Below are 17,787 nucleotides of genomic sequence, written 5' to 3' on the forward strand. Positions count from 1 at the left end.
TAGACTAAGTTTATTATTGTAAAATAACACTAATCTAAACTAGGACGGATTATGCAAGAGACGTATGGCATAAATTACTCAAAGCCTGAAGTAGTTTTAATGCAAGATACCGGCATCGGTGTGGCTGAAGCGGCGGCAAGAACCTGCTATGATTCATTCCAAAACAGCGAAAATGAATCTGTAAAATATATCCAAAACTATATGCCCGATGACTCTACATGTAAAGAGATAAACGATATCCAAGAGTCAAGTTTATTGGATGATTTGGCATGGACACACTTCCATCACTCTATTTTAGAACATGCAAATCTGAGTTTTCTAATTAGAGGAACAAGTAGAGGCGTACTTCAAGAACATGCTCGTCACCGTATCCAAGCAATCTCCGTCAGAAGTACGCGTTATACGATGAGTTCTGTTATAAACGCTTTCGTAGCTTCGCACTTATCTAAAAACAGGGAGTTTTTTATAGATAAAATTCTTGATTTTGATATGTTTGTAACTTGCGATAAAGAGTATAATAAAATCGAAGCAGCTACAATTTATGATAAACTTGAATTTCAATTTAAAAGAGTGGAAGATTTTTACGAGATTGCCGTTGCAAAGAGTTCACTTGGATTTTTAGAAGAGTTTAAAAACAGCTCCGAGGTACTTTTTGAAGCACTAGAGAGCGGAAAAAAGAAGCGAAACGTCGGCGATGCGTTTAAGCATATTGTAACCGATAACTGGAAAGTGGATATGGTCGTAACGTTTAATCTTAGAAGTCTGAAAAACTACTTTACGCTTAGAGACAGCGGTGCGGCATATTTTCAGATAAGATGGCTGGCACAGGAGATGATGAGAGCGACACCGTCAAAATATTTAGATTTAATAATCAAAAAAAAGTAGGCAACATGTATAAATATATCTTAATGTCAAGTTTGTTATTTAGCGGGTGTTCATATTTTGAGTTTAATTATGCGATTTGCGATCAAATAGCTAATGAGCCAAATGCAGTTATGCCAAAAGAGTGTAGAAACTACAATAAAGAAGAAGCGGATAAAGCATTTAACAAAACAAAAGCAAAAACTTCTACGGATGTAGAAGATGCACTAAAGTTCAAAAAAGAGGAAAAATAGATGAGTTTAGAAAAAGAGTTAGAAACTAGAAGCGGCGGCGTATGCGAACTTTGTGGAAGCAGCGAAGGACTTAGTGCTTTTGAAGTAGCACCTTCGGATGGAAGTGCCCAGCAGTCTATCTATCTATGTTCTACATGTAAAGAGCAGATAGAAAACCCCGATAAAATGAATGAGGCACATTTTAACTGCTTAAATGACAGTATGTGGAGCGAAACTCCTGCCGTAGCGGTAATGTCGTACAGACTTTTAAAAGCTCTAGGAAGAGAAGATTTAGTTGATATGATGTATATGGAAGATGATATAAAAGCATGGGCAGATTCCGGAATAAGCGCAAACACAAGTAATATAGTCGTTAAAGATTCTAACGGAGTAATTTTAAATGCCGGTGACAGCGTAGTTATAATCAAAGACTTAGAGGTTAAAGGTGCAGGTTTTACTGCAAAGAGAGGAACCACCGTTAGAAATATCTCTATCCCATCAGACGTAGAAGGTCACATTGAAGGTCGTGTAAACGGAACTAAAATCTATCTAAAAACAGAGTTTTTGAAAAAAGCGTAAACTGAGTAGTGACACTCGATAACGAGTTAAAAAGGTATATATGAACTCTTCAAAATCAATAGCTATTAATATAGCAATACCCCTTTTTATCTCTTTTATGTTTGCGCTAATGGTATTTAATGAAGCAAAAATACCAAAAATTATATTCAATCTCGTTCCCTACCTCTTTTATGCTATCAGCGCACTTATATTATGGGTTTCATGGCACTTTAACCGAAATAGATTTATATTCGTAATTACTCCTCTTTTATTAATGCCGTTAGGGTTTGAGTATTTGGATGCAAAGAGGGCGACAAATCTCTTTTTATATGTCTCTATGCTATTTCCGCTACATTTTCTCATATTTTTATCTCTCAAAGAGAGAGGACTTTTCTCAATTTGGGGTATTATAAAAATTATCTTTTTTGTGCTTGAAATAGTTGTAGTTTTATATTTTGTTTTTTATCCAAATGATGAGTTAATCGCTCTTTTAAAGATGAAAATTTTTGCGAGTTCTTTTTATCCGCTTGAAGATATATCCGTAGTGATAGGTATATTTGTACTTATTGCAATGACATTTTTGGTGGTGTTTAATAGATACATGTTGTATAACAGCTCATTTTTAGTTATAACACTGACTTTTTATGCGGGACTATATTTTATAAAAACACCATATGCTAACAAACTTTCGCTATTGGCTATAGGTGTTATTATCTTTATTTTGCTTATACGCGAGTCCTATCGTTTGGCATTTTACGATGAGCTTACGTCTTTACCGGGAAGAAGAGCATTAGTAGAGGATATGGCAAAGTTGGGCATGAAGTATTCGCTTGCAATGATAGATATAGACCACTTTAAAAAGTTTAACGATACTTACGGACATGATACCGGCGATGAGGTTTTAAAGATGGTAGCTTCAAAACTGGCAAACGTTAGCGGAGGCGGAAAAGCTTACAGATACGGCGGAGAGGAGTTTGTTTTACTTTTTCCTTCACGTGACGCGGATGAATCATACAAACACACGGATATCTTAAGAGAGACTATAGCAAAAAGCCCTTTTAGCGTAAGAAATAAGTCAAGTCAGAAAACCATATATATAAATATCTCATCCGGCGTAGTACAAAGAAGCTCTCAAGACAAAGACCCGTTTGCAGTTATGAAAAGAGCGGATAATGCTCTTTATAAGGCTAAAAAAGCGGGAAGAAACCAAGTAGTAAAAGCATAAAAGGCAAATAATGCAACCACATGACAGATTTTACAAAATAGATGAAGATTTTAGAAATCCTTATGCAAGGGACAGAGACAGGATAATCCACTCGGGGAGTTTTAGAAAACTTGAGTATAAAACGCAGGTATTTTTAAATCAAGAGGGTGATTTTTTTCGTACACGTCTGACACACTCCATAGAAGTCTCTCAAATAGCTCGTTCTATAACTTCTCACTTAGGGTTAAACGAATCTTTGGCGGAAGCAATTGCGCTTTCACATGATTTGGGTCATACTCCTTTTGGTCATATTGGCGGCGATGCGCTTGATGAGTGTTTAAAAGAAGATGGACATAAAAATGGTTTTGAACACAATTTTCAGAGCTTTAGAGTCGTCTCTTCGCTTGAAAAACGTTATAACGGGTTTAACGGCTTAAATCTTACCTTTGCGACACTTGAGGGGATACTTAAACACTCATATCCATATAAAAAAAGTTTTCTCCCGTCTATAATAGATGAACAATTTAATTTTGATACTCATCCAAGCATAGAAGCGATGATAGTTGATAGAGCCGACGAGATAGCATATATAACTCATGATATAGATGATGGGGTAAATTCCGGCTTAATAAATTTTGATGATTTAAAAGAGAGCGAACTTATAAGAGAGATTTTGCAAAAAGTTAAAGATGAAGGGATATCCGAGAGCGAAGACGAGATGTTTAGATACCGTTTTGTTTCACATCTAATTAATCATCTGGTCTATTCGCTTATAGCCTACTCTAAAGATATGATTAAAAATGAGAGGATACTTTGCGCAACGATAGATTGTAAAACAGATATCCCTGTCGGTTTTGATAAAAAACTTGAAACAGAGTTAAAAAAGCTTAAAAAACTGTTATTTAACAAACTATATCAGCATAAAGATATCATGGTAAAGATGTATGCCGGTAAACAGGCGATTAAAGGACTTTACAAAGGACTTAACGAAGAACCCAAAATGATGCCGAAATTTTATTATAATCAACTAGAGAGCAGAAAAAAACATAGGGTAATAGCTGATTATATAGCTTCTATGAGCGATAGATACGCTTTGTCGTTTTATAACGAGATGTACGGGAAATTATAGTAAAAGTAATATTTTGATTGAAGATAAATGTAGTTATAAGCCCGAAGGCTTATACTATAGGCGTGATTCGTAACGTCTCATCATATAAAGACGTTTAAGCATTTTCTTACGAGATGCAATTAAAAACTTCTTACGTTTTTCAGTTTTCGTTTCATGGAAACGACGAGCACGAGCTTCAGTAACGATTAAGTTACGGTCAGTCTGCTTTTTGAAACGACGGTAAGATGCATCAAAATTGTCATCACTGCGTAGTACTATACCTGGCATATCACATCACCCACTTTCTGTAAAATTTGAACTGGAATTGTACCATAAATATCTTTATTTAGTGTCGTTTTGGATTCTAGAATATTAAATGCATATTTTAGACAAAAGATATATAAAGGAAAAGAGTATGAGTAATGTTCAACTAAAAACAGGGATGCTTTATAAAGAAGACGGAAATATTTTGGAAGCTATGCGATACTTGATTGCAGCGGCTCACAACAATAATGTTCAAGCCCAATCAATTATTACTTATGTAAGCAACTCATCAATAGGAGGGGCTAAAAACGAATCTTTTTATCTGCTTAGTGATTTTGCCCAAAAAAAGTTAATTCAAGACTTAATAGACACTAAGATAAGCCCGGTTCTCTTAAGCGATGGAGGAGGAGTAAAACTTGTAAACTATATTTCGGGGGAAAACCCTCAAATATGGTTGAATTATATAGGTTCATGTTCGGGATGTCACTTAGGCTCAACTTCAACGGCGGACATGTTACTAAATCATTTTGAGAGACTGATTGATAAAAATGTTGTTTTATATCTGATGTAACACAGTGGTAAGAGTGCAGAAAAAAAGATTGCTTAGAATAATTTTCTAGAACAGAAGATGCAAATTGATTATTGAACTTATATTAGGAGAAAAAAATGGCTGTAATGATAACTGATAACTGTATAAACTGTGGTGATTGTGCGTCCGAGTGTCCTGTTGCCGCAATACTAGGTGAGAGTGATGAAAAAAACCCGCATAAGGGTGAGCGTTTTTACGTCAAGGCGGAAAGTTGCGTAGAGTGTGTAGGTCATGCAAATGTGCCTAGATGTGCAGAGGCTTGTCCGACTGAAGGCTCAATCGTGTGGGATATGCCTTATACCGTCGATTTTGAAGAGTACTACATGTCAGGAAATGATAATAATGTATATAAAATCAGAGAGCATAAGAAAAAAGGTCTAATGCTTCCTTCCATCAAGGCTCAGCCTTTTATTCAAGAGATTGATATGAAGTCGCGTGAATTACATGTAAATGTATCTCTTTAAGGCAATATTATGAGAGTAGCATTTGCATCATCTGATGGAGAGTGTATAAATCAACATTTCGGCTGGTCTAAATCATTTTATCTTTACCGTGTCTCAAAAGATAGTGCGGAGTTTTTGGAAGTTATTGATGCTTCACAAGAGCCGCAGGGGGAAAAAGAGAAGCTAGACTATAAGATTGATACTCTTAAAGAGGCAGATATCATGTACTGCAATCAGATTGGTCCGACTGCGTCAAAGATGATTCAAAGTGCGGGTATCCATCCCGTGAGAGTAGCTGATGGCGAAAATATAGCAGAGGCTATTTTAAAACTGCAAGATTTGCTAAAAGATGCTCCTGCTCCTTGGTTACTTAGAATTTATCACAAAGCACAAATAAGGAGTGCATAATGGCTGTTATAATTGACGAAAGCTGTATTACATGTGATGCCTGTTTACAAAATTGTCCGCTTAATGCGATAGTTGATGATATGAGTAATCCCACGGGAGAGAGCCGTTACTATGTTCAACCTGAGAAATGTAGCGAGTGCGTCGGAGTTTTTGACAATCCTCAATGTGCGGCAATATGTCCCAGCATCGGTTGTATAACTTGGGATATGCCCTTTACTAAAGAGTTTGATAAGCACTTTTTAAATGAAGAGGTTTATAAACTAAGTCAAAAAAACGGTGTTGTTAAATCTCCTGCTTTTAGAGAGAAAAAATATCGCGAAGATATCCCATTAAGTATGCGCGGTGTAAAAAAAGAGGTTCAAGAAGAGCCTAAATGCTGTTAAAGCTTTTAGGCAACAGAGTTTGTGTAAGCATAAGTTGAAGATATGGCACGCAGCCTCTGAGCCGCTTTTTTAAATACATCGATAGTGTAATCAATCTCATCCTCGGTTGTAAATCTTGAGAGTGATAAACGTATCGCCGTATGTGCCAGTTCGGCATCTTTTCCTATTGCGCTCATGATAGGATTTGCATGAAGAGACTCAGAAGCACAGGCACTTCCCGTTGACGCCGCTACTCCTGCACGGTTTAAATCCCACAACATAGATTCGCCCTCTATACCGCGGAGCGATACCAACAGTGTGTTTGGCGTACGCATCTCTCTTTGACCGACTACGAAAGAGTCCGAAATTTCTGAAATAGCATCTTCGAGCTTATCGCGAAGAGTACGAACTTTACTATTCATAATTTCTACATGTTTCATTGCTTGTTTCATAGCTAATCCCATCCCGACAATATATGCTACGTTCAGAGTTCCTGCGCGTTTACCGCCCATCTGTTCGCCGCCGTGAAGAAGATTAGGAAGGTTTTTGCCTTTTTTTACATAGAGTCCGCCGACTCCTTTTGGTCCATGAAATTTATGAGCTGAAAATGTAAGGTAATCTACATGTACTTTTGTCAAATCCAGTTCAACTTTTCCTATGGCCTGAACAGCGTCCGTGTGAAAGAGTATTCCCGCTTCCTTTGCAAATTTGCCTATCTCTTCAATCGGAAATATCACACCGGTTTCATTATTTGCCCACATTACGGAGATAAGTATAGTTTTGTCCGTTACGGCATTTTTAATATCTTGCGCAGATATAGCGCCGTTTTCGTTCACGTCAACAAATGTTACATCAACACCGTAATCTTTTAAAAACATCAAAGTATCTAACACGGCAGGATGTTCAACCGATGTTGTAACAATATGATTTTTCAGCGGATTTTTGGCTATATACTCAAAATAGATACCTTTTAATACGCTGTTGTTGCTCTCCGTCGCACAAGAGGTAATAATGATATCATCTTCGCTAGGCGCATTAAGAGCGTCGTACATGTATCCCAGAGCTTCGTTCAAAGCAGGTCTTACTTCTATACCGTATTGATGAAGCGAGTTTGGATTTCCATACAGCTCTTCAAAAAACGGCTGCATTTTTACTTTTACAAGCGGGTCGATTTTTGTTGTGGCATTGTTGTCTAAATATACACGCATTATGCTTCCTTCTCTTCTTTGTAAGTTAAGATTGGTTTTTTTGTTTTATCTTTTATCATCGCTTCTGTAATAGTACATGTCAGCAAGTTTTCATCGGATGGACATTCAAACTGAAGAGGAAGCATTATCTCTTCTATAATTCCTCTAAGCCCTCTTGCTCCAACTCCTTTTTCCACGGCTTCTTCGGCTATTGCTTTTAACGCTTTTTCTTCAAAATTCAAAGTGATTCCATCCATCTCAAAGAGAGCTTGAAACTGTTTTATAAGAGCATTGTCGGGTTCTTTTAAGATTTGTACCATCTCATCGATGCTTAACTCTTTAAGCTGTGCAATAACCGGAATTCGACCTATAAACTCGGGAATAATTCCATAATGAACAAGCGCTCTTTGGTCAACTTTAAACTCTTTTGCATTTGCATTTTGTACCTGAGTCAGACCGACTCTGTTTGATTTTTTCGTATGAGTATCGGGTACTAATCCTACAAACGCACCGCCGCAGACAAAAAGTACATGTTTTGTATCAAAAAGCACCGTCTCGGTCGTAGAGTTTTTACGGCTCCCTTTTAGAGGAACATAGACTTCCGCACCCTCTAGTATTTTTAAAAGTCCCTGCTGTACGCCTTCGCCCGACACGTCGCGCCCCATAGTAGAGGATTCTGTTTTTTTTGCTATTTTATCAATCTCGTCTATATAGACTATGCCTCTTTGAGCCAGTTCTATGTCATAGTTTGCCGCGGCAAGCAGACGGGATAAGATGCTCTCGACATCCTCGCCTACATAACCGGCTTCCGTTAGTGCCGTAGCATCTGCTATTGCAAAGGGTACATTCATAATACGAGCCAATGATTTTGCCAAAAGTGTTTTTCCGCTTCCTGTGGGTCCTAGCAGTAAAATATTGCTTTTTTCAAGTTCAATGTTGTTATAGATAGGATTTTCTATCCTTTTGTAGTGATTGTAAAGCGCTACTGCCAGAACTTTTTTTGCATCCTCTTGAGCGATGATATGTTTGTTTAGGTACTCGACTATTTCTTGAGGTTTAGGCAGTTTTTCGTGCATCTGTGCGCGTTGTTCATACTTTATCTCTTTTTGCAAAATATTTGAACATGTAGTTACACACTCATTGCAGATATGTGTCTTTTCGGATGAAAATATTTTTTTGACTTCGCTTTGTCTGCGTCCGCAAAACGAACAACTTTTTTCCTGATTCATTGTTCGTCCTTTTTAGTGATTTTTTCTAATAATTTGTCGGCCAATCCAAATTTAATCGCTTCACGTGCTTCATAATAGTTATCACGATCACTCTGCTTCTCAATAGTTTTAACATGTTGTCCCGTTGCCTTTGCAAGAATTTTATAAACTCTTTTTTTGAGATTTAAAATATGATTTGCTTGAATCTCTATATCGCTTGCCTGCCCTGAAGCTCCGCCTAGTGGCTGATGAATCATAACTTCGGCATTTGGCATAATATATCTATGACCCTTTTGTCCACATGTAAAAAGAATTGCCGCCATAGAAGCAACCATTCCCATGGCATAAGTATAAACAGGTGCGTTTATAAGCTCCATAGTATCAAGAATCGCAAGTCCCGCCATAACGGAACCGCCGGGAGAACTAATGTACATGTGAATCGGTTCGTCTGAATCCTCAGCTTCAAGATAGAGCAGTTGAGAGACGATTATGCCCATCATATAATCATCAATCGGTTCGGTTATCATAATAACTCGGTCATTCATAAGCTTTGAAAAGAGATCAAAATAGCGTTCGCCCTTTTGTGAGCGGTCTTTTACTGTCGGAATCATCGGCATTGTAAATCCTTATTTATATAAATGCTTGAGTAAACTCTTCAAGCGACATACTTAAAACTTCAAGATTATGTTTTTCGATAAAGTTTTTCTCTTTTTTACCGAGTTTTTTATCACTAATTACATAACCGCCTTCCAAGTTCAACGTAAGTTCGTTGGCTACCATTCTGTCGGTGTCTCTGTCAAACGAAGTGCCTAAAAAAAGGTACTTTTTTGTTTTTCTGTAAGTTTTAAGTATGGGTGGCAGTGCAAATCCGCCCATGGCTTCTGTTAGCCAGTCAACGTAGTCTGCATCTGAAATTATGAAAATTGGCTCAGGCAGAGTTGAACCCATCGGTTTAAATAGAATTTTTTTGGCATCATCTAGCACTTCGTCGTCAACTAAAAAATATTTTTTGTTTTCTACGTCATAGTCATATACTTCATAGCGGTTTTTATCTGCCATAATTCGAGCTTTTCCGACTACCAAAGAGTGCGGTTCGTAAGCTAACAGCTCTTGAATTTTAGAATCGCGGTTGGTGTCTATGATATATCTAGGCAACATGTCAACTATGGCTTTTTGCAAAGGTGTGGGTGTAAAATCTTTTGTATATATATGGTTTGTAAGTTGAACTATATAATCAACACCCCGCCTTTGTTCTAGGTGCATAGCCGCGCGAGAGTACTCAAACATAAGCCTTTGGCTCATAGGACGATTGTTATTCATCATAAGTATCATCGAATCGGAATCATAAGGCATCTGCTCGCCCTCTTTTGTTTTTGTGTTATAAAATATACCAAGCCCGAAATATGGAACTGTCGTATGATTTCTCAACTCTTTTTTTATAGTTTGTATAACATCACTCATTAGTGGCATCCTTTTTTGTCGGTAATTGTCATTTTTTGTGAGCCGTAATCGATGTCCTCAAGATGCATCATGTATGCTTTGAATTTTATTTGCAAAGGAAGCTCCTATAAGAAAATTTTTTATAGCTATTTCAGTTTTTTTGATAATAGAGGGGATTTTAAAGATTTTAATACCGCCGTTTTTTAGTGTTTTGTAGGTATTATGACAATACTTTGCAGCCAGTAGATAGCTGCAGTTGCCGATAGTTTCAAGAATCGAGTAGTGTTCACAGATGTGCTGCATATCGGTTTGACGCTCTATGTTGCAGTCGCATTTTTTTTGAATTTCTTCAACTCCCTCACTTACATCAAGATATCTGGGATTGTCTAAAATCTTGAGAATCTTGAAGCTTATATCTGAGTGATTGCCTTCAATAAAATAGATAGCAAATTTCGGCGCAGTATATGGGTTTTCGTTATAAAACATCATATTTTTATCAAGCGGAATAGCGATTCTCATAAGATACCCTTTCATTGTTTAACTCATCTTGTGCATATTGTGTTCTATTCGTATATGAATTTAATTATTTGTTGTATGTTATAATACTGTATTACAAAATACAAAAGGATTTAATATGACGGCGACAGTTAGACTTGATGAATCATTGGAAAAAAAGCTTGAATTTCTTAGTAAGTCACTACATAAAAAGAAGAGTGATGTCATTCGTGAAGCTATCTCTTTTTATGCCAAAAGTTTTGAAAATTCTCAAAAGAAAAGAATGTTAAGTGCGGTCGAAAAGACATTAAAAGCAGATAGCAAAGAAGCAAAACTGCTAGATGGAACTCTAAATGACGGCTTATAGAGGTGAAATCTGGCTGGCAAATCTTAATCCTGTAAAGAAAAACAATGAAGTGGGTAAAGTAAGACCCGTACTGATTTTACAAAATGATGATTTAAATGAAAGCTCTTACCCGACTACTGTAATCCTACCGCTAACTACTTCGCTCGTAGAAGATGCACAGCCTCTAAGAATGCGAATTGGCAAACGAGAAAACCTCAAAGAGGACTCAGACATACTTATAGCACAAATCAGAGCCATCGATAATGAGAGACTGATAGAAAAATTATGTGTATTGAGTGCAAAAGAGCTGAAAATCGTAAAACAGCTTTTGGATGAAGTTTTGACTTGAGTTTGTTCGTTAAGCCGTAGCCTGAAGCTTTACGCCTAAAGAGTTTAAAACTTTCATAACAGTTTCAAACTTTGGCTTATATCAAAGTAGTAGTAAAGTGCAATTTTGACCACTGGGAAATATCTAAAAGTTCCATTATTATCCTAACGTTTGTCTTGAGAAATAAGTCGCCGCTAGGCTACTTATTTCTCTCCTAGTACTTGTTAGGACTTACAGCCAATCGCCATCAGTTTTTTTAACTCTAAAGTTTTTTACAAAATCCATGATTATCTCATTGTTTGTTATATTTAGCCAATTATTCAAGCTTCTTATTAATATCATTAATGCATCTACATACTTATCTAAGTAATCATTATTGAATTGATAATAATTGATTAGATTTTCAATATGACCTGGATAAAAATCTCCAAAATCATGTACTCGACCTTTACCTTCTTCTCCAACCTTTTCCATAAGCAAATATCTCTTATCAAGTTTATTATCTGGAGAAACTTGATTACTATGAATTACAAATAATTTATCTTCTTTTTTATCAAGTTTGATAAATAAATCAGAAGAATATTTTGTCCACATATCACTATATGCAGAAAACCACTCATAAATGTCAATAAGTGCATTTAATATTTCTCTATTATAGTATTGAGAACCCATTGCTTGATTAATAAATGTATTAAACTTATTTTCATGCTCAAAAAAACTTTTTAGTATATAAAAGCCTATTACTTTTTTATCTTTTAATATTTTTATTATGTCCTCTTTTTCATAATTTAAAAAAGCTGTTATTTCATCAAAGAAGTTAATAGATTCACTTTGTTTATTAATGAATCTAATCAAGTGAGATAATAATGCTAGCATTTCTTGGTCGATTTCTTTTTTTAGAAAATCTAAAATTTTATCTGTTAAAATTCCTTTAGATTGCATTTCAATAATAGATTTTTTAATTTGACTTGATAAACCTTTTTTAATATCAAGCTTAACTTTATCATTTAAACTATAAGTCATTATTCTTCTATTTCTTAAGTCAAATGGTAAATCATCAAAGCTCCCAAAATCTGTATTATATATACAAATAATTTTTTCCCAACCTAAGGTTCTTGCCGCATACCCTAGTTCAATTAATACATTTGGGTTGGGTGTTTTTCTAATATTTTCATCTGAATTATTTACTATTGATATATCAGCAATAAATACACTGCTATTACTTATTTTGCTAAATATGGATTCTGTAATATCAGGAGAACCTGTATCTTCTCTTGTTGCTCTATCAACATTTATATTAATAGAAATAGGCTTGTTTTTTTTGAGCTCTTTTGTAGATAAAACAATACTATCTTCGATAAAAGTCCAATTTGTATTATTTGGTAAATCAGATTGCCATGAATAAAATATTGTTCTTTTCAATTTATATATCCTTGTATCCTAACTATTTATTCAAACACATTATATATACATCAACTTAAAAAAACAAAAATAACTTACATGTTAAATGTGTGTTAATTATTAAATATTTGTATAAAACATGATGAATTGCAAGGTTTTTTAACTTTAAGAGAAAAAATACATATTATTCTTAAATATTTAGTGTGTGTTAAATGTCACATGAAGAAATAACACACACGATGTAGCTTAAATCCAACTACTCGAAAAATTAGAGTAGTCTCAAATGAAGCAGATGAAAGTATTACAAAAAGCCAAAATTGTCACTCTTCGTACAAAACCGCAAAAACAGTGCTAGAACACAACTTGCAATATCATTATTAATAAATGATTGTCGCTACATGTTGCAAGATCATTATAACTTTAAAAGTTTAAAGGAATTAAGATGAGCTGTAGTTCAAGTAATCTATCAGAGGCTTTTATGCCGCAGGATATTAAAGATAAGATTCATAATCATCCGTGTTATTCAGAGGGTGCGCACCATCATTATGCACGTATACATGTAGCGGTTGCACCTGCATGTAATATTCAGTGCAACTACTGTAACCGTAAATATGACTGTTCAAACGAGAGTCGTCCGGGAGTTACAAGCGAGCGTTTAACTCCTGAAGAGTCTGCAAAAAAAGTGATGTATGTCGGCGGTGAAGTTCAGCGTCTGAGCGTACTTGGCATTGCGGGGCCGGGAGATGCACTTGCAAATCCTAAAAAGACATTTGAGACTTTTAGACTTGTTCGTGAAAAAGCATCTGACTTGAAACTTTGTCTCTCAACTAACGGTTTAGAGCTTCCAAAGTTTGTTGACGAGATGGTTAAATACAACATTGACCATGTGACAGTAACTATAAACAGTGTTGATGAAACGGGCGAAATCGGTTCAAAAATTTACCCGTGGATTTTTTATGAAAACAAAAGAATCTATGGGAAAGAAGCTTCTAAAATACTTTTGCAGCGTCAGCTAGAAGGCATGGAAAAGTGTGTCGAAAAGGGCATCCTTATCAAAGCAAACTCTGTTTTAATCCCGGGAATCAATGATAAACATCTTGTCGAGGTTTCTAAAAAACTTAAAGAGATAGGAGTTTTTTTGCATAACATCATGCCGATTATCTCAGCGCCCCAACATGGAACTGCATTTGGGCTTAGCGGTGTGCCGAGTGCAACAGATGAGCAGCAGATGGAAGTTCAAGAAGCATGCGGTATGGATATGAAACTTATGCAGCATTGTCGTCAGTGCCGCGCCGATGCGGTTGGGCTTATAGGAGAAGACAGAGGTCAGGAGTTTACTAAGGATGTCTTTTCTCAGATGTCGTTTGATGCACTAGAAGAGCATTACAATATTAAAGCACGTCAAGAGTCTCAGGCAAAAATCGAAGAGTTCCGTTTCTTTTTGGACAGAGCCAACGAGAGGGTAAGACAGGAAAAAGAGAACCTAAGCTCTGAGGGGCAGACTATTTTAGTTGCCGTTACAACAGCAGGCGAAGGTATGATAAACCAACATTTCGGTTCTGTTAGAGAGTTTTTGATTTATGAGGCGGGAGATAAAGGCATACGTTTTATTCATCATCGTAAACTCGATTATGAGTATTGTGCAGGACCTGATGGTGCAAATCCGATAGAGCCGATACTAAGAAAGCTAAAAGATTGTAAGTTGATATTGACTGCTAAAATCGGCGGATGTCCGCAGGATGATTTAAAAGCCGCAGGGCTTATTGCAGACCAGAGTTACGCATATCAGCCAATTGAAGCTTCTGTTTTAAAAGCTGCTAGAAAATACTTTAATCTTAGTGAAGAGTTGGAAGGGAATTAGTCCTATGGCACTGATTAACGATACCACTTTGCGCGACGGAGAACAAGCACCTTACGTTGCGTTTAACACTAAAGAAAAACTATCTATCGCTAAAGGTCTTGTAGAGTGCGGTGCGGATGAACTTGAAATCGGCATCCCTGCAATGGGCAAACGTGAACAAGAGGATATAAAAGAGTTACTTTCTTTGGGACTAAACGCACGTATGATGACTTGGAACCGTGCAAAGATGAGTGACTTGGAAGCTTCATTGAAATGCGGTGTTCGAGCAGTTGATTTGTCCGTTCCCGTATCTGATATTCTCATAGATATAAAATTCGGCGGCAGTAAATCTTACATGTTAAAAGAGTTAGAGCGAGTTATAACAGAGGCAAAAAAAGAAGGTTTGTTTGTTTGTATCGGCGGCGAAGACAGCTCACGCGGTTCATTGGAGTTTATAAAAGAGATTATGACTTTAGGAAACGAACTTGGAGCACAAAGATTTAGATATTGTGACACGGTAGGGATTTTAACTCCGAGCGTAACGTATCAAAATATAAAACATCTGACATCGCTGAATCTTCTTGATATCGAGATGCACACGCATAACGACTTTGGATTGGCAAATGCAAATGCTTTGAGCGGACTTGATGCGGGAGCCGTTAGTGTAAATACAACCGTTATAGGTTTGGGTGAACGTGCAGGCAACGCTTCGTTTGAACAGCTCTCTATGGCGTTAAAACATCTATACGGTCAATCACGTCAAATAGATTCGTTTAAGATAAAAAACCTTGTAACTTTGGTTGCCGATGCCGCAGGAGTAACTCTCTCGCCGAGTGCTCCTATCGTCGGAGAGCATATATTTTCTCATGAAAGCGGTATCCATGCCGATGGGATGATGAAAAACTCACATGCTTATGAGCCGTTTGACGCTGATGAGGTTGGATGCATCAGAGAATTTCCAATCGGAAAACACTCAGGTACGGGAACAATTTTATACCATTTAAAGCAGTTAGGAATAAGTGCGGACAAAGCTTCGCTTCAAAATCTGCTTCCGAGTATTCGTGAGATTGTGACGTCTAGGAAAAAAGTACTAAACGATAATGAGTTAGTTCATCTGTATATGGAGAGTTTATGTTTATAGGGTGGCTGAAATTTGCGGATGTGAGCAAACTTGTATCTATCGCTGATGAGGTAGGTTGGTTAATCGACGGTTATCATGTAAAACTTATGATGATGCACTCGGCACATCTTTGTTACGGCGCATACGAAGAGGACAATCTTGTCGGAGCCGTAATGGCGATAGAGTTTGAAAACTCCGCAATGATTAAGTACTTTATGGTCTCAAGCAGTTATCAAGGCAGAGGAATCGGCAAAAGATTGTTTGAAACACTCTTAGGTTCTCTCTCAAGCGAGTATCAAAATATCTACATTCATGCAAATCCAGATATGGTCTCTTTTTTTGAACGTTACGGTTTTGAGTCAAAAATGGAAGTGGGACGCTTTATAAATGTAGGTAAAGTACCGCCTTTTAATTTTACAAATGCAAACGCAAAAGAGCTTGACGGAGAAAATTTTGAGTCGGTTATTTCCAAAATAGACAAAGAGACGTTCGCTGAAAACAGAATGGATTTTTTGATGCAAGAGATGGATAGAAACTCCTCGCTAAAGTTTACTCTGCCAAATAGTTTTCAGCACTCAAGCGTTGTAAATTCACGCAATGTTTATTTAGGTCCTTGGCAGGTAAGAGAGGGGCATTTGGAAGAAGCCCAGAAGATGATGCGCGGTATTTTGTATTTTCGCGGACTTAAAAAAGTTGTTGCCGATATCCCGCTTGGCGAACAACATGTAGTTGATTTGTATAAAAAATATCACTTTGAACAAAAGCAGCGTTTTGTTCACATGGTAAGAGGCAAAAGCAGCGTTAAGTTTGGAAATATTTACGCATTTTCGTTGTGATATTTAAAACTATTTCAATTAAATGAGTTTAAATCAGAAAATAGTTTATAGTTACAAATATTCTAATCGACCTTCTGCATAATCCATTCTTACAAAATTGTTCCTTTTTAGCTCCTTTGTAACTATTAATCGCAAATTGTCTCCTTTTAGTGTTTTAAAAACCTAGAACACACAATGCACTAACAAAAGTGAAGTACATAAGTGCCTGATAAAGGTATTTAAACTAAAGGAGAAAAAATGGCAGAACTTCGTCAAATTGCGTTTTACGGAAAAGGTGGGATTGGTAAATCAACTACATCTCAAAACACGTTGGCTTCAATGGCTCACTACTTTGACAAAAATATATTAATTGTCGGTTGTGACCCTAAAGCGGACTCGACTCGTCTTATTCTTCATGAAAAGGCACAAAATACTATTTTACAACTTGCCGCTGAAATGGGTACGGTTGAAGATTTAGAGCTTGAAGATGCATGTAAACCGGGTGCAGGTATATTTTCGCGTGATACGTCGGGCGGTTGGATAAATTGTACCGAGTCAGGCGGACCTGAGCCGGGAGTAGGTTGTGCAGGTCGCGGTGTTATTACGGCGATAAACTTTCTTGAAGAAGAGGGTGCTTATGAAGAGGAAGGTTTAGACTTCGTCTCTTACGACGTTTTAGGTGACGTTGTTTGCGGCGGATTTGCTATGCCGATTCGTGAAGGTAAAGCACAAGAGATATATATAGTTATGTCGGGTGAGATGATGGCTATGTATGCGGCTAACAATATATCTAAGGGTATTTTGAAGTATGCAAATACCGGCGGTGTTCGTCTTGCAGGTCTTATCTGTAACGCTCGTATGACCGACCGTGAGTATGACCTTGCATGGGCGCTTGCTCGTGAGCTTGGAACTCAGATGATTCACTTTGTACCGCGTAACAATATTGTTCAGCATGCAGAGCTTCGTCGTATGACGGTTGTAGAGTATAGCCCAAAATCAGATCAGGCAATAGAGTATAAAGAGCTTGCTCGTAAAATTATTGCAAATGATATGAAGATAATTCCTACTCCGCTTGAGATGGATGATCTTGAAGACCTTCTTATGGAATTCGGTCTTGAAGAAGAGGTTATCGAAGATGAAATCGGTAAAGCAGCCGAGGCTTAAAAAAAGAAAATAGTATATAAATAAGGAGAATAAGAATGTTTATTTTAGGTTTTCACTTTCCTGCAGATATGGGAAACAATATTCCGGATGAAAAAGTAGTTGAAAAATTAGACAACTCAGGTGTTGATTTTAGCGATATAAGTGAGATTAAAATGGTTAGTGAGTCTCACGGTGTAAAAGAGAATCTCTCTTATACGAACAAAGATACTTTCATGTTTAAGGCATTGGTTCATTACGCTAAAACAGCGGCAACAGATTATATGATTTATACAAATCGTTACCAAATCTCCGAACTCTCAAAAAGATTGGACAGTGATGATGAGACTATGGCTCTTTGTAAAAAATTTGACTCTATGGCTCAATTTAAGATTGTTGCAGCGTAAATAAAAAAATAAAAACATAGAGGAGAAGAA

General features: G+C 36.8%; 23 protein-coding genes. 16 read left to right on the forward strand and 7 right to left on the reverse strand.

Going from position 1 to position 17,787, the window contains the following annotated elements:
- The first annotated feature begins 51 nt into the window (after positions 1 to 51).
- From A2530_RS07965 to A2530_RS07985, 5 genes are read left to right on the forward strand one after another with little or no spacing between them, the layout of a single operon-like run.
- Positions 52 to 885 (forward strand): FAD-dependent thymidylate synthase, encoded by an 834-nt coding sequence (locus A2530_RS07965; RefSeq protein WP_294883373.1) that lies wholly within the window; start codon positions 52 to 54, stop codon positions 883 to 885.
- A gap of 5 nt (positions 886 to 890) precedes the next feature.
- A complete protein-coding gene (locus A2530_RS07970) occupies positions 891 to 1,115 on the forward strand; it encodes a hypothetical protein (protein ID WP_294883372.1) in 225 nt (74 codons plus the stop codon).
- Positions 1,116 to 1,673: an alkylphosphonate utilization protein gene (locus tag A2530_RS07975; RefSeq protein ID WP_294883371.1), complete on the forward strand. Its 558-nt coding sequence runs from the start codon at positions 1,116 to 1,118 to the stop codon at positions 1,671 to 1,673.
- 40 nt (positions 1,674 to 1,713) lie between these two features.
- Positions 1,714 to 2,877 (forward strand): GGDEF domain-containing protein, encoded by a 1,164-nt coding sequence (locus tag A2530_RS07980; protein WP_294883370.1) that lies wholly within the window; start codon positions 1,714 to 1,716, stop codon positions 2,875 to 2,877.
- 10 nt (positions 2,878 to 2,887) lie between these two features.
- Complete coding sequence (locus A2530_RS07985; protein WP_294883369.1) at positions 2,888 to 3,985, forward strand: deoxyguanosinetriphosphate triphosphohydrolase; 1,098 nt, start codon at positions 2,888 to 2,890, stop codon at positions 3,983 to 3,985.
- 54 nt (positions 3,986 to 4,039) lie between these two features.
- Here the strand turns inward: A2530_RS07985 and rpsU are convergent, their stop codons facing one another.
- The gene (gene rpsU, locus A2530_RS07990) at positions 4,040 to 4,252 is read right to left on the reverse strand and encodes a 30S ribosomal protein S21 (RefSeq protein WP_011371658.1); all 213 of its coding nucleotides are present in this window, start codon (positions 4,250 to 4,252) and stop codon (positions 4,040 to 4,042) included.
- A 127-nt stretch (positions 4,253 to 4,379) separates the two neighbouring features.
- On the opposite strand from rpsU, the gene A2530_RS07995 reads away from it, so the two are divergent.
- The 4 genes from A2530_RS07995 to A2530_RS08010 all read left to right on the forward strand — a co-directional run bounded on the left by A2530_RS07995 (position 4,380) and on the right by A2530_RS08010 (position 6,051).
- Complete coding sequence (locus tag A2530_RS07995; RefSeq protein WP_294883368.1) at positions 4,380 to 4,799, forward strand: NifU family protein; 420 nt, start codon at positions 4,380 to 4,382, stop codon at positions 4,797 to 4,799.
- 95 nt (positions 4,800 to 4,894) lie between these two features.
- Entirely contained in the window at positions 4,895 to 5,281 is a 387-nt protein-coding gene (locus tag A2530_RS08000) for a 4Fe-4S dicluster domain-containing protein (protein WP_294883367.1), read from the forward strand.
- Positions 5,282 to 5,290: 9 nt separating this feature from the next.
- Positions 5,291 to 5,668, forward strand: coding sequence for a NifB/NifX family molybdenum-iron cluster-binding protein (locus A2530_RS08005; RefSeq protein ID WP_294883365.1), 378 nt, complete (start codon positions 5,291 to 5,293; stop codon positions 5,666 to 5,668).
- Positions 5,668 to 6,051: a 4Fe-4S dicluster domain-containing protein gene (locus tag A2530_RS08010; RefSeq protein WP_294883364.1), complete on the forward strand. Its 384-nt coding sequence runs from the start codon at positions 5,668 to 5,670 to the stop codon at positions 6,049 to 6,051. The genes A2530_RS08005 and A2530_RS08010 overlap by 1 nt, the downstream gene beginning before the upstream one ends.
- 5 nt (positions 6,052 to 6,056) lie before the next feature.
- Here A2530_RS08010 and A2530_RS08015 read toward each other — a convergent pair whose 3' ends face one another.
- From A2530_RS08015 to A2530_RS08035, 5 genes are read right to left on the reverse strand one after another with little or no spacing between them, the layout of a single operon-like run.
- On the reverse strand, positions 6,057 to 7,238 hold the full coding sequence (locus tag A2530_RS08015; protein WP_294883362.1) for a NifS family cysteine desulfurase: 1,182 nt from the start codon (positions 7,236 to 7,238) through the stop codon (positions 6,057 to 6,059).
- On the reverse strand, positions 7,238 to 8,446 hold the full coding sequence (clpX, locus tag A2530_RS08020; protein WP_294883360.1) for an ATP-dependent Clp protease ATP-binding subunit ClpX: 1,209 nt from the start codon (positions 8,444 to 8,446) through the stop codon (positions 7,238 to 7,240). The genes A2530_RS08015 and clpX overlap by 1 nt, the downstream gene beginning before the upstream one ends.
- Complete coding sequence (locus A2530_RS08025) at positions 8,443 to 9,042, reverse strand: ClpP family protease (RefSeq protein ID WP_294883359.1); 600 nt, start codon at positions 9,040 to 9,042, stop codon at positions 8,443 to 8,445. The genes clpX and A2530_RS08025 overlap by 4 nt, the downstream gene beginning before the upstream one ends.
- A gap of 13 nt (positions 9,043 to 9,055) precedes the next feature.
- The gene (locus A2530_RS08030; protein ID WP_294883357.1) at positions 9,056 to 9,886 is read right to left on the reverse strand and encodes an SIR2 family protein; all 831 of its coding nucleotides are present in this window, start codon (positions 9,884 to 9,886) and stop codon (positions 9,056 to 9,058) included.
- A gap of 57 nt (positions 9,887 to 9,943) precedes the next feature.
- Positions 9,944 to 10,384: a hypothetical protein gene (locus A2530_RS08035; RefSeq protein WP_294883356.1), complete on the reverse strand. Its 441-nt coding sequence runs from the start codon at positions 10,382 to 10,384 to the stop codon at positions 9,944 to 9,946.
- Between the two features lie 115 nt (positions 10,385 to 10,499).
- Between A2530_RS08035 and A2530_RS08040 the strand changes: the two genes are divergently transcribed.
- Both A2530_RS08040 and A2530_RS08045 read left to right on the forward strand, forming a co-directional pair.
- Positions 10,500 to 10,727, forward strand: coding sequence for a ribbon-helix-helix protein, CopG family (locus A2530_RS08040; protein ID WP_294883354.1), 228 nt, complete (start codon positions 10,500 to 10,502; stop codon positions 10,725 to 10,727).
- Positions 10,714 to 11,055, forward strand: coding sequence for a type II toxin-antitoxin system PemK/MazF family toxin (locus tag A2530_RS08045; RefSeq protein WP_294883352.1), 342 nt, complete (start codon positions 10,714 to 10,716; stop codon positions 11,053 to 11,055). The genes A2530_RS08040 and A2530_RS08045 overlap by 14 nt, the downstream gene beginning before the upstream one ends.
- A 210-nt stretch (positions 11,056 to 11,265) precedes the next feature.
- On the opposite strand, the gene A2530_RS08050 is transcribed toward A2530_RS08045, so the two are convergent.
- Positions 11,266 to 12,456, reverse strand: coding sequence for a hypothetical protein (locus A2530_RS08050; RefSeq protein WP_294883349.1), 1,191 nt, complete (start codon positions 12,454 to 12,456; stop codon positions 11,266 to 11,268).
- Between the two features lie 421 nt (positions 12,457 to 12,877).
- Between A2530_RS08050 and nifB the strand changes: the two genes are divergently transcribed.
- The 5 genes from nifB (at position 12,878) to A2530_RS08075 (ending at position 17,757) form a co-directional block, all read left to right on the forward strand.
- Positions 12,878 to 14,296, forward strand: a complete 1,419-nt coding sequence (gene nifB, locus A2530_RS08055; RefSeq protein WP_294883346.1) for a nitrogenase cofactor biosynthesis protein NifB — start codon at positions 12,878 to 12,880, stop codon at positions 14,294 to 14,296.
- A 4-nt stretch (positions 14,297 to 14,300) separates the two neighbouring features.
- Positions 14,301 to 15,416: a homocitrate synthase gene (gene nifV / locus A2530_RS08060; RefSeq protein WP_294883344.1), complete on the forward strand. Its 1,116-nt coding sequence runs from the start codon at positions 14,301 to 14,303 to the stop codon at positions 15,414 to 15,416.
- Complete coding sequence (locus tag A2530_RS08065) at positions 15,407 to 16,231, forward strand: GNAT family N-acetyltransferase (protein ID WP_294883342.1); 825 nt, start codon at positions 15,407 to 15,409, stop codon at positions 16,229 to 16,231. Before nifV ends, A2530_RS08065 begins: the two co-directional genes overlap by 10 nt.
- 237 nt (positions 16,232 to 16,468) lie before the next feature.
- Positions 16,469 to 17,374, forward strand: a complete 906-nt coding sequence (gene nifH, locus A2530_RS08070) for a nitrogenase iron protein (protein WP_294883339.1) — start codon at positions 16,469 to 16,471, stop codon at positions 17,372 to 17,374.
- A 35-nt stretch (positions 17,375 to 17,409) separates the two neighbouring features.
- Complete coding sequence (locus A2530_RS08075; RefSeq protein ID WP_294883337.1) at positions 17,410 to 17,757, forward strand: hypothetical protein; 348 nt, start codon at positions 17,410 to 17,412, stop codon at positions 17,755 to 17,757.
- Positions 17,758 to 17,787: the final 30 nt, after the last annotated feature.

The sequence above is a fragment of the Sulfurimonas sp. RIFOXYD2_FULL_34_21 genome (assembly GCF_001830805.1).
Lineage (GTDB): Bacteria > Campylobacterota > Campylobacteria > Campylobacterales > Sulfurimonadaceae > Sulfurimonas.